Here is an 11,628-nt window from a genome sequence, read left to right on the forward strand (position 1 = left end):
CTAAGGCGAAGAAACAAAGATACCCGTCTCTTCCGTAATCTCGAATGAATCTTGATTCCATCTCACTTCAATCTTCCCGACTCGTTCTGGTTCTTCGACACTTCGGTATAATCGCCTGACCTCCATGTCGAAAGTGAAAAAGCCACTGGACTGTTTCATATACCCTTCTTCATTCACATATGTATTTGTCTGATTCCCAAGCGTAAATGAGTCACAGCTCTCATCTTCACATTGTACCGAATACGTTTCCTCGAACCAGCTCACAAAGTCATCCATATCTGGACTAGTCGTATATATCGGTGTCAACCAGGCCCAGGTTACAATCAACACAATAAAACCGAAGAACAACCATTTTTTCATATACTCTCCCCCGCTTTCACTATCCAAAGTCTACCATATCCAAATCATCAAATAAAAAAACCGCCCTGACCGAAGTCAGAGCGGAATCGTATTATAAAACGAAAATCGCTGCAGATACACCGACGACACCGACGAGCGCCATCGCATATACCGGCACACGTGGCATTTCGCCATTGTTGTCGAGTGCTTTCCCGAACATGTAGAAGACGATCGGGTGCACGAGGAACGGCATCGAGAAGATGAGCGGGATGAGAAGCGATGCTTCCGTCCCGAACATTCCGCCTTGGACCGCTGCGAACAAGCCGAAGTGCGAGATTGCTGACGATTGCGCCATCGTCGTGTAATCAAATGCAATCGTGCTGAACGTCAAGATGACGAGACCACCGAATACAGCCATCATCTGCCATCCAAACGAGAACTGCATGAGCGCTTTGACCTCTTTGAAATCTTCCCCGTTCGCTGCACGCAAGTTTTTTAACGCGAGCGCCGTGAGCGCGAGACCGATCAAGACAATAATCATCGTCGGCCAAATCCAGAGCGCGCCGTTGTCGGCACTGACTGCGAGGATTGAGAAAACGAAGATGTGTCCGAAGAACGGGATGTTGATCATGATTGGCGCACGTTTTGCCGCCACTTGACCGAAGTCCCCAGCCGTACACGCACCTGTGAGACCACTGTGCGAAAGCGATCCTGCCATACCTGGCGCGAGGTTACGGATGTGACCCGTACGAGCGAACCACATGATGAGTGCGATTCCACCGAACATCCAGAACAACTGACCGAAGAAACCGTACACGAGAATCGAGTTCATGCCTTCGATTGCGAACGCGTCACCGATTCGTGAACCACCAACCATGAAGTTGGCAGCCAAGACGACCGGGATCCCTGCGAAGAGAAGCGCGCGGACAGTCGGTCCATACGTCCAGTTATGGAAGATGGCACCGAGTGCTGACGAAATCAACATCGCGAAGAAGATTTGCGGAAGTGCGATGATCGGCTGAACTGCTGTCGCAATCAAGAACGAGACGAACAAGATAACAAGCAAGAGGACTGTCTCGATGACACCTTTTTGCATGTATACTTTCTTGTCTTGAATCTGTGCTTTATGGTCGATGAGTAAGAACGACACCGCGAGACCGAGGAGTGCGAGGATTGGGTAGTAAAGCGCAATCCCTTCTGCCGTACCTGGCTCGATTGCCATACGGAAGAATCCTTCCAAACCGACGAGCAAGAAGAACGAACGGAGGATGAAGATGAACTGCGTACGCCCTGTTCCGAGGAACATCTCCTCTTTTGCAGGGACGACGATATCTTCCATGTCGAGCTCTTGTTTACTTAAGATCTTACGAAGTTCCTGTCCACCGACGAAGAACGAAACGACTAACGCGATGATTGTCGTCCGTGACAAGAAGTCGACGAGCGGGAATTCAGGAAGTCCCGGTGTCGCGATGCCGAGATCGACCATACCGAAGCCGAGTCCAAGACCGAAGATGACGATGACGAGGATCGGCGAGAAGCGTGTCCCAGCCACGACCATACGAGATAAGATGACCATCGGGATGATGAAGGCCATAAGCAACCAGAATTGGTTGATGAGTTGCATTTGAGATAATTGCTGTACAAGTTCCATTGACTAACCCCTAACATAATTTTTAGCACACAATATCGAAGTGTACAGGAATGAACATTGTGTGACAATAGGGTGTGATGTTTTGTAAACATTGAAAGCGGAACCAAGTGAAATTGGTCCCGCTTTCGTTAGTTATTGGATTGTCTGAGACCCCAAATGCCTTTATTTCCTGTGGAATAAAAGAGGTCCTCTTTCCCGGTAAAGCTCGCTGAATCACTGGAATGCGCACGAATCTGTTTATTAACGTGCCCTTTCCAATCTTTATAGCGATCGAGTTCGAGTTGATAATACGATTTTTCGACATACGCATAAATGTCTTGTAAAGATGCAGTCCCACCATGGTGTTGGAGGGCGAATTGGATTTTGCGTAGTAATAGGCGTTTCACATCTCTCATCTCCTTATATGAAAAGCAATTATGTATACCTAATTTATCCATACCCTTTCTAAAAAAGTTACAGGTTTTTAGGTGTATTTCCTTTATAATAGGAATATAGACCTGAATATCTCATGTTTGGAAGAAAGGAAATCGATATGACTCAAAAGCGTTACTCAAGTGAATTAGAAATTTTAGAAGAAGTATCTTCTCATCATCAGCTATCACCTAGTCTCCTTCAAAATATTCTCACCACTTCAAAAGCTAATTATTATGGTGAAGCTACGTCTCCGACTAAACGCCAAAAAGAATTAGATGAAGAATTGAAATATCTAATTAAAAAGGGGAACTCATTAACACATTCCACATCATCCAATAAAAAATCTGGGTTGAAACTTGTTCGTATTCAATTAAATAATTACAAAACATACTTAAATTCTCAAACAATTAACTTTGATACACATACAGATGATAAAAACATCGTTCTGATTGGTGGTTTGAATGGCGCTGGAAAAACAACCATTTTAAAAGCAGTTCGTTACTTATTATATGGCAAGCGTGGCATGACCGATACGGAGTTTCAACAACAGTTTACAAATACGATTAACAATTCATTCTTCGAACAAGGTGGTCGCGAAGCTAGTGCTTCTCTCGTTTTCGAACCTGGAGATGGGCATCATTACGAAATTAAAGTCGTTTGGCAATACAATAGTAAAAAACAAGTTGTGTCTGAAAGCAAGACGTTCAGTAAGCGAACGATTGGTGCAGCTCGTCCCAAACGTAATGAACAGATTGGTTCACACAACGTAGATGATTTCAACCGTACTATCGATAAATTAATCCCATTTGAAGCTTCTCAATTCTTAATTTTTGATGGGGAAGAAATCCGACGCATTATTTCTTCTAGAAATTCTGCCGATTTTAAAGCGACAATCAGACGGATGAACGGAATGTCTTATTTTAACGAGTTAAAAGGTGACTTAGACAAAATCTATTCAAAGAAAGTCAACGAATTAGCTATCGCTCAGAAAAGTACCGAGTTGTTAAAATTCAACAAGAAAATAACTACACTCAAAGAACAATTACATGAGCTTACAGAAAAACGAAATAAAGCCGAGAGTCGAGTATCAACATACAATAAGCAACTCGATCACTTTAAGAAACTTCGAAACGAGAAGCTCATGCAGAACAACGAGTCGAGAGAACAATTTGTTTCAACCATGAGTTCTTTAAGAGCACAGCATACTCAAGTTTTGGAGCAAATTTCTAAGTTATTTTTTGAGAAGGGGATTCCTTCATTTGCATCTAAAAAAATTGATGCGTTAAAAAAACGACTGACTCTAGAACAACAATTTACATCTGATCAGCAACGCGTGGAACAGATTTTAGCACCTTATCACCAATTTATGTCTAAACTTCTCTCAGAGCCAATCAATCCACCATTGACTGAAGAACAACTGCATCAGGTTGAGGAAATTGGTAAGAATGTTTGGTTATCGAAGGAGAATTATAAAGCTCCTACCGCTTCAGAAAATCAGCAAATTTGGCACGACCTTTCACCAAATGATCGTAGACTGATTATGAATGTAGACGCATCTCGCACTAAGGAAATGATTGTTGAACTGATCAAGAAAGAAAAGAATCTTAAGCATTCAATTGATCAGCTTCAGCAAAAAGTTGATTTAGCCCCTTCTGCAATCAGTGTTGATGAAGAAGATAAAAAGATTCAAGAAATTACTGAGGTGCTCGGTAAAACTAAGAGCATTTATCTCAACATTAAAAAGAAAGAACAAGAGTGCATTCAAGAAATTCGTTCTCTAGAATCAAAGCTAAAAGGAACAAAATCTACTGCAACAAATGCAATCGACTTAGCTGATGATGTACAGCTTTATGGAAAAATCAAAGAAGCAATTGATGAGTATTCAACAAAAGTACTAGAATGGAAAATTGATTTGATTAGTGAACAATTCGATCAGATGTTGAACAAACTTATGAGAAAACAAGATGAATTCGGTCGTGCTTTCGTTGATCGCCGTAAAATGATGATACGCATTGAAAATGAACGCGGCGCTGAAATTTCAGTCGAAGAACGTTCAGCTGGTGAAATGCAAATTATCTCATCTGCATTTATTTGGGGAATGATCAAAGCAGCTGATTTAGATTTACCTATGATTATCGATACGCCACTTGGTCGTTTAGACAGCTATCATCGCAAAAACCTAGTCGAACATTTCTATAAACATCTCAGTAAACAAGTTGTGATTCTCTCTACTGATACGGAAATCACTCCGGAATATGTAGAGTTGATGAAGGAATATACTTCTAAACAAATCATGTTGGACTACAACCAAAAAGAGAAATATACGCTTATTCGCGAAGGTTATTTCGAATTAGTGAAAGGATAAGATTATGGATTCTAAAGGAATTAAATTGTCACAAGTAAGTAAAAATCGAATCGATACCATTATTGGACACATCGAACATTACGTTCCGAAAGACACGAGACCTTTTGTTGTTAAACTAAGTCTGATGCACGGAATTGAAAATCACTCCGTTTCATCTGTACTCCCTACCGAATTGAGTTCAAGTGCATGGGAAATGGGCTCAATCATCAATGGGAATGATTACTTACTCGCTAAACACCTCATTATCAACGAACTGCAAAAAGAAGTCGATGATGAGAAAGTTATTCGAGACCATATGAAACGTTTCATTGAATTAGGTGTGAAAGACATCGCTTCGTTGCTCGAATCAGATGATGCAATTTTTGAAGAAGAATTTTTAATTAAACTTCTTTCCGTATAATCTCAGCGATTTCGCTGAGATTTTTCTTACGAAAATTTCTAATTTTTGTTGAGCTGTTCGCTTTTTTCATACGAACACTTATGTTAGACTTTTTGTATAAAAACATTGTATTTATTTAAAATTACGTACGTAATTTTAAATAAAGGAGGATAACTCATGGATCCTAATTTCAGCTATAACTTCCCCGCATTACGAGGAAAACAGGCAGAAAAAGAATATTTCGTCGTTATGTGTCCATTAAAACTGATTCCAAAAATCTTCTTATTCGATGAAGAGGAAGTCCCGCCACAATATCGCTCACAGCGGATTTTGAATAAATCTAGAGTTCCAGACATTACAAATTACATCGTAGATCAGTCCAAGGACTATGTATTTTCATCCCTTACAGCTTCCATTGATGGTGAAATTCAGTTCACTCCATTTACAGATGAACCAAACTTTAAAGACTTAGGCAAACTCTCGATAGCACTGGATTCCCGTTTTTTAATTAATGATGGTCAACACCGAAGAGCAGCGATTGAAGAAGCTTTAAAAATCATGCCTGAGCTTGGTAATGAAACAATTTCTGTTGTATTCTTTCATGATGAAGGTCTAGAACGATCTCAACAAATCTTTTCAGATTTGAATCGACATGCCGTTAACACGACGTCATCTATCGGTATTTTATATGACCATCGCGATCAGTTATCGCTCCTAACTAAAGAAATCGTTGAAGAGATTCCGTTGTTAAAACGGTATACAGAAATGGAGAAAACGTCTCTCTCCAAGAATTCACCAAAACTTTTAGCGTTAAATCATATTTATAACGCGAATAAGCGATTGATTAATAAGAAAAAAGGTGCTCTTTTAACTGAAGAAGACGCATTGAACATCAAAACGTTTTGGCTAACTCTATGCAATAGTATTCATGAATGGGAACAAGTATTTAATAAAGAAATCTCCCCTCGTGATTTACGTATGATTTCAATTGCGGGTCAAGGTTTATTTATCGAAGCAGCGGCTGAAGTTGCGCGCTCTTTAATTGAACAAAAACCTGATATATGGACAGCCTACCTTACAAAATTTAAAGATATTGATTGGAGCCGTTCAAACGAAAAAGATTGGAAAGGTCGTGCCTTTAACGAAAACGGCAGAATTTTAAAGAACAACTACACTATTCGATTGACTGCCATACGAATAAAATCGCTAATCGGCATCAAGCTCACGAAAGAAGAGAAAGATTTCGATCAACAAAAATCAAGCATGAACGTATTATGACTGTTTTGGCACGAGAGGATGACAATTTATGACACAAGGTATTATTAGTAACTTATTTACTCAGCATGAAGGAGATACTGTTTCTAGACGCTCCATCGATTTGATCAAACGTGTGTATTTAAATGACACACGTCCATGGGTGGTCGGATTTAGTGGCGGAAAAGATTCTACATTGACGACTCAACTCATTTTCGAAGCGTTGCTAGAGCTTTCACCAGAACAGTTGCATAAGAAGGTATTTATCATTTCTTCTGACACTTTGGTAGAAAACCCACTCGTCGTTTCCATGATTAACGGCTCTTTACACCGCATGCAAGAAGCCGCTTTAAAATATAATCTCCCGATCGAAACACAAAAAGTTAAACCACTTACAGAAAAAACTTTTTGGACCAATATTATCGGACGTGGCTATCCTACTCCGAACCAAACGTTTAGATGGTGTACAGATCGTCTTAAAATCGACCCTGCTAACCGCTTCATTAAAGATAAAGTGTCAAAATACGGCGAAATCATTATGGTACTTGGTGTCCGTTCATCTGAGAGCACGAGCCGAGGCCAATCCATAAAAGATCATGAGATTTCAGGTAGCGAATTGATGCGACACACATCACTTGCGAATGCTTATGTATTTGCTCCAATTAAAGAATTTGTTCTAGATGATGTATGGAGCTACCTTCTTCAAAACCCAGCTCCGTGGGGAGAAGACCATCACAAGCTGCAAAAAATGTACATGGATTCAAGTAGCGAATGTCCATTAGTCGTTGACCAAAACATTAAAGAAAGTGCTGGTTCTTGTGGGAATAGCCGTTTTGGTTGCTGGACATGTACGGTTGTCAATCAAGATAAATCGCTTACTGGTTTTATTCAAACTGGTGAACATGACTGGTTAAAACCATTATTGAAATTCCGTAATAAAATGGTGCTCATTCGTGACGACCGTTCTAAACGAATGCATAAACGAATGAATGGTGCCTTCTATTTATTAGAAGTTCAACATGAAATCAAAGAAGATGGAATCTATATTGTTCAAAAGAAAAAAGGCGGTCGTGCTGCCACTTCTCATAAAGTAGTTGACCGAATTGAAGATTTGACTGATGAGTCTGTTCTTGCTGTTCCTAAAGCACAATTAAGTCAATTTATCGCAAAACACAATATTGACTTGAGTAAACCTGAAGAGTTTAATATTCAGTTTGTCGTTACCGAAACAAACGAGGATGGGCAATCTGTATACTCACACCTTGGCCTTGGTCCTTTCACACTAGCTACTAGAACTGAACTAATGCGTGACTTATTGATTTTACAACGTGATTTAAAAGTTCCAAATTCAGTCGAATACAAATTAATTCAGGATGATGAGTTACGAGCAATTCGTCGCTTATGGCTCCGTGAAGGTGATTGGAACGATACGTTACCAAAACTTTATCGCGAAGTATTTGGCGTCGACCTGGATTGGGAACATGATGATCGTCAGATTCTAACAAGTGACCAAGCGAATGATTTAGAACTTCTTTCTCAAAAGCATGGTCTTGATTTCAATATGGTTCAAAAACTATTTACAACAGCAAATGATTTTCTAGGTGTAAAGGTTAAACGAGGATTTAATAAAGATGTCGCTGCGCTATTGAGCCAAGACTATTTAACCCTTTACAAAGAGCAAGGAGTTTTAGAGAGAGATGAAGATTGAATCGATTGTCTTAAAGAATATTGGAGCATATAAAAATCAAACATTTGATTTCAAGAATGAAAACTCTAATAAAAATGTTATTTTAATCGGCGGGAAAAATGGAGCGGGTAAAACAACCTTTTTAAACGCACTTCGCACTGGATTATATGGTAGTCAGGCGTTTGGGATTAAAGCACCCACTCCATCTTACTTCAAAGAAATTGAGAAATTAATCAATAGCGAAGTAAGAGATCAACGAGAAAGATATAGTACCACTAAACAAGTTTCAAAAATCCAAATTACGTTTACAACAACAACGAATCAAACAACATCACGCTATTTATTTGAACGATCATGGGGAATCGATGCTAAGAATATTAAAGAATACTTTAATATCTATCGCGATGGAAATACCTTTGCACTAGCAGAGAAGGATAAGAGTCAAGTCTATTCATTATTCTTAGAACGCACTCCCCTCTATTTGTTTAATGTCTCATTATTTGATGGAGAGACAATTAATCAAATTATTAATGAAGGGAAACTATCTGAGTACCTAGATGATTTGATGAAAAGTGCATTTAAATTAGAGATTCCAGATTTATTAACGGAAACAATCGAATCACTTGTACGAGACGAAGCCAAGACTAAGCTATCTAAAGATAAATCAAAACGTTTAGATGAGCTTAAAAAACAGCTAAGTGAATCCGAACAAAAATTGCAAAACGTTCAAGTCGATAAGTCTCAGCTTCTTCAGAATATCGAAGTTAGTGAAGCAGAAATCACTGCCTTCTCTGAATCGTTACGCGCACACGACGTGATTAGTAAAGAAGAAGAAACAAAATTGAAAGAGGAAATAAGAAACCTAGAGCAAGAACGACAGAAATTAAAGCAGTCTACGTCTGACTTTTTCAGTGAGTACTACGCTTTTTCTATCAATCATCACTTGCTTGAAAAAGCTGCAGAACAAGTAGAATCAGAACTATTGGTGAGAAGTGTAGAAGATTTAGAAAAAGTCTTCACCGATGAGTTCTATAAGAATGTTTCACGTAATCTAGGAGGATCTGTAGAACATGATTCACTGAAGAATGAATTCAATGCGGCTTTAAAAACGGCTGTTCCGAAAACTGAAATTATTCATGATGCTTCGTTCGGTTCGAAAGCAAAAGTTGAAAATATGATTTCTTCAGTAAACGCTCAATCTTCCTCATCTCTCTTGGCAAACATTAATCGCGATGACGAAATCATAGAGGAACTGAAGACATTACGAAGAAAACTAGTGATTCGAGAAGAAAATCATGCAGATTTTGAAAAACAATTTGAGGAATTGAATCAACTCAAAGTTAGTCATCTTCATTTGAGCGAGCAGTTAGAACGTATTGTTAAACTTGAAGAAGAGCTCCAAAATCAGTACTCGATGTTAGTGGAAGAAAACGCCTCACTTCAACAAGAAATCGAGAAAATCACTTCAAAATCGAGCTTATTATCGCAAAATGCGACTTCAACATTAGCTTTACTAGAAGATTTCAAACTTCAACAGCGATATAAAGTCATTCGGAGTGTTGAAGAAAATGCGTTACGCATGTTAAAAACATTGATGCGTAAAGAAGATTACGTAGATAAGCTATCGATTCTACCCGAAGATTTCTCGTTAACTTTGTCATCTAAGGAGCAGTCTCAAATTTCTGTAGCAACGCTATCTTCTGGTGAGAAACAGATTCTACTTCTTTCATTAATCTGGGCAATTTTCAAAGTTTCCGAAAATCAAATGCCATTTATCTTCGATACTTTGTTAGGCCGATTAGATCGAGATCACCGTTATAACATTTTACGTAACTTACTTCCTAACTTTGGTGAACAAGTGTTAGTGCTATCTACAGACTCAGAGATTAGCAAAGATTACTATGATGTACTCAAACCATCGATTTCTAAAGAGTATAGTCTTCAGTTTGATAATGAACATTTAGAAACACGAGTCATTCCATCGTATTTTGAATTTGAAAACGCGCAGGTGAAAAACTCATGAACTACCGTCTTAAATTAACTGAACAAACGCATCTCTATTTTAAAGAGATTGCAAACTCAACTCATATCACACCAAACATCCTAGCTCGTTTCGCCGTTGGAATATCATTAAAAAACGAAAAAACTCCATCAAGCGTTAAAGGTCAGCCCATTTCTAATTTTGAAATCAATCGTGCTACCTTAACGGGAGAACACGACGAGATGTTTAAAATGATGATTCTTCAACATGCTAAACGCCATATTGAAGAAGAACGATATTTTCCAGATTATTTTAATGCACATATTACTCGAGGTGCCGAAGAGCTTTATCAAATGTTCCAATTTTCTAGAAGTACCAATCAATTCTTAAGAGAGTTATTGGCTCTCCAGGAGGGATAACATGCTTTATCTAGACAACAGCTCAACGACACCTGTGTATCCAGAAGTACTTGAAGCGATGCTCCCCTACTTTCTTGAAGAGTTCGGAAATCCTTCGAGCAAGTATTATTCACTGGCAGAAAACTCTAAAAATGCTGTTGAACATGCTCGAGAACAGTTAGGTAAATTTCTTAACTGTTCTTCTACCGAGCTGTATTTCACTTCAGGAGCGACCGAAAGTAACAACTGGATTTTAAAGAGTGTAAGTTCAACCTTACCGGATCATCAAGTGATTACTACAGTAACTGAACATTCATCTAATTTGGAAATCGCAAAGTATTTGAATGAGCAGCTTAACATTCATGTTGAATACTTGTCAGTCGATCAATTCGGTAGAATCAATTTTTCTGAATTAGAGTCTCTACTAAAAAAACGCCCTACTTCACTCGTTTCAATCATCTGGGGAAATAATGAGTTAGGATCTTTAAATGACATTCAGAGAGCTTCTGAACTAGTTGCTCAATATGGTGCACTCTTTCATACTGATGCCACACATGTCGTCGGAAAGATGAGAATCAACCTGTCAGAACTGACGAACGTTCATTTCTTATCCGCTTCTGCGCATAAGTTCAACGGTCCAAAAGGTATCGGCATCGCTTATGTACAAAAAGATGAGGATGGCATCCCAAGGAAATTGACACCACTGATTCATGGTGGTGGCCAAGAACAAGGCATTCGAGGTGGAACACTTGCTGTTCCCTTAATTGTTGGAATGGGAAAGGCAGCAGAAATGCATCAGGCATCTCTGTCTAAGAACATTCAGAAATTGCAAAAACTTGAACACCAATTGGTTCAACTTTTATCTCAAAAATTCGGATCGAACATACGCTTCAATAGTGATCACACTGATAAAATACCGGGAATTGTGAATGTTCAATTTATCGGGATTAATAATGAAGTACTCGTGAAACAACTAGCTCCTGTCATGGCGGTCTCAACTGGATCTGCATGTAGCTCCAGTAAACCAAGCCATGTACTTCAAGCGATTGGATTGACATTAGATGAAGTACGATCATCCATTCGATTTTCACTATCGTCAAACATTGAGTCAAAAGACTTAGAGATTTTCAAAGAACTATAAGTAAACGACCGGCTTAAAT

Annotated in this window: 10 protein-coding genes; 7 read left to right on the top strand and 3 right to left on the bottom strand. The window is 38.9% G+C overall.

Features of this window, described 5'->3' with window-relative positions; genetic code table 11:
- From ACQKD4_RS09585 to ACQKD4_RS09595, 3 genes are all read right to left on the bottom strand, one after another.
- Entirely contained in the window at positions 1 to 360 is a 360-nt protein-coding gene (locus tag ACQKD4_RS09585; protein WP_427373142.1) for a hypothetical protein, read from the bottom strand.
- A gap of 91 nt (positions 361 to 451) precedes the next feature.
- Positions 452 to 1,990 carry a hypothetical protein gene (locus ACQKD4_RS09590; protein ID WP_427373143.1) on the bottom strand — a complete coding sequence of 513 codons (1,539 nt, stop codon included), beginning with the start codon at positions 1,988 to 1,990 and terminating at the stop codon, positions 452 to 454.
- Positions 1,991 to 2,118: 128 nt separating this feature from the next.
- Positions 2,119 to 2,376, bottom strand: coding sequence for a hypothetical protein (locus ACQKD4_RS09595; protein ID WP_427373144.1), 258 nt, complete (start codon positions 2,374 to 2,376; stop codon positions 2,119 to 2,121).
- 146 nt (positions 2,377 to 2,522) lie between these two features.
- Here ACQKD4_RS09595 and dndD (ACQKD4_RS09600) point away from each other — a divergent pair, with 146 nt between their 5' ends.
- From dndD (ACQKD4_RS09600) to ACQKD4_RS09630, 7 genes are all read left to right on the top strand, one after another.
- Complete coding sequence (gene dndD / locus ACQKD4_RS09600) at positions 2,523 to 4,769, top strand: DNA sulfur modification protein DndD (protein ID WP_427373145.1); 2,247 nt, start codon at positions 2,523 to 2,525, stop codon at positions 4,767 to 4,769.
- Between the two features lie 4 nt (positions 4,770 to 4,773).
- A complete protein-coding gene (locus tag ACQKD4_RS09605) occupies positions 4,774 to 5,169 on the top strand; it encodes a hypothetical protein (RefSeq protein WP_427373146.1) in 396 nt (131 codons plus the stop codon).
- A 156-nt stretch (positions 5,170 to 5,325) separates the two neighbouring features.
- Positions 5,326 to 6,426 carry a DNA sulfur modification protein DndB gene (gene dndB / locus ACQKD4_RS09610; RefSeq protein ID WP_427373147.1) on the top strand — a complete coding sequence of 367 codons (1,101 nt, stop codon included), beginning with the start codon at positions 5,326 to 5,328 and terminating at the stop codon, positions 6,424 to 6,426.
- Positions 6,427 to 6,454: 28 nt separating this feature from the next.
- Positions 6,455 to 8,110 carry a DNA phosphorothioation system sulfurtransferase DndC gene (gene dndC / locus ACQKD4_RS09615; RefSeq protein ID WP_427373148.1) on the top strand — a complete coding sequence of 552 codons (1,656 nt, stop codon included), beginning with the start codon at positions 6,455 to 6,457 and terminating at the stop codon, positions 8,108 to 8,110.
- Positions 8,100 to 10,112, top strand: coding sequence for a DNA sulfur modification protein DndD (gene dndD, locus ACQKD4_RS09620; protein WP_427373150.1), 2,013 nt, complete (start codon positions 8,100 to 8,102; stop codon positions 10,110 to 10,112). The genes dndC and dndD (ACQKD4_RS09620) overlap by 11 nt, the downstream gene beginning before the upstream one ends.
- Positions 10,109 to 10,489, top strand: a complete 381-nt coding sequence (locus tag ACQKD4_RS09625; protein WP_015881065.1) for a DndE family protein — start codon at positions 10,109 to 10,111, stop codon at positions 10,487 to 10,489. The genes dndD (ACQKD4_RS09620) and ACQKD4_RS09625 overlap by 4 nt, the downstream gene beginning before the upstream one ends.
- A gap of 1 nt (position 10,490) precedes the next feature.
- Positions 10,491 to 11,609, top strand: a complete 1,119-nt coding sequence (locus ACQKD4_RS09630) for a cysteine desulfurase family protein (RefSeq protein WP_427373151.1) — start codon at positions 10,491 to 10,493, stop codon at positions 11,607 to 11,609.
- The last annotated feature ends 19 nt before the right edge of the window (positions 11,610 to 11,628 follow it).

Origin of the sequence: Exiguobacterium sp. NPDC077395, assembly GCF_050269125.1 — a bacterium.
GTDB classification, from domain to species: Bacteria; Bacillota; Bacilli; order Exiguobacteriales; family Exiguobacteriaceae; genus Exiguobacterium; species Exiguobacterium aestuarii_A.

Coding starts and splice junctions, on each gene's coding strand:
- ACQKD4_RS09625 (WP_015881065.1), top strand. CDS start 10,109: ATGAACTACCGTCTTAAATTAACTGAACAAACGCATCTCTATTTTAAA.
- dndD (WP_427373150.1), top strand. CDS start 8,100: ATGAAGATTGAATCGATTGTCTTAAAGAATATTGGAGCATATAAAAAT.
- ACQKD4_RS09590 (WP_427373143.1), bottom strand. CDS start 1,990: ATGGAACTTGTACAGCAATTATCTCAAATGCAACTCATCAACCAATTC.
- dndB (WP_427373147.1), top strand. CDS start 5,326: ATGGATCCTAATTTCAGCTATAACTTCCCCGCATTACGAGGAAAACAG.
- ACQKD4_RS09585 (WP_427373142.1), bottom strand. CDS start 360: ATGAAAAAATGGTTGTTCTTCGGTTTTATTGTGTTGATTGTAACCTGG.
- dndD (WP_427373145.1), top strand. CDS start 2,523: ATGACTCAAAAGCGTTACTCAAGTGAATTAGAAATTTTAGAAGAAGTA.
- ACQKD4_RS09605 (WP_427373146.1), top strand. CDS start 4,774: ATGGATTCTAAAGGAATTAAATTGTCACAAGTAAGTAAAAATCGAATC.
- ACQKD4_RS09630 (WP_427373151.1), top strand. CDS start 10,491: ATGCTTTATCTAGACAACAGCTCAACGACACCTGTGTATCCAGAAGTA.
- dndC (WP_427373148.1), top strand. CDS start 6,455: ATGACACAAGGTATTATTAGTAACTTATTTACTCAGCATGAAGGAGAT.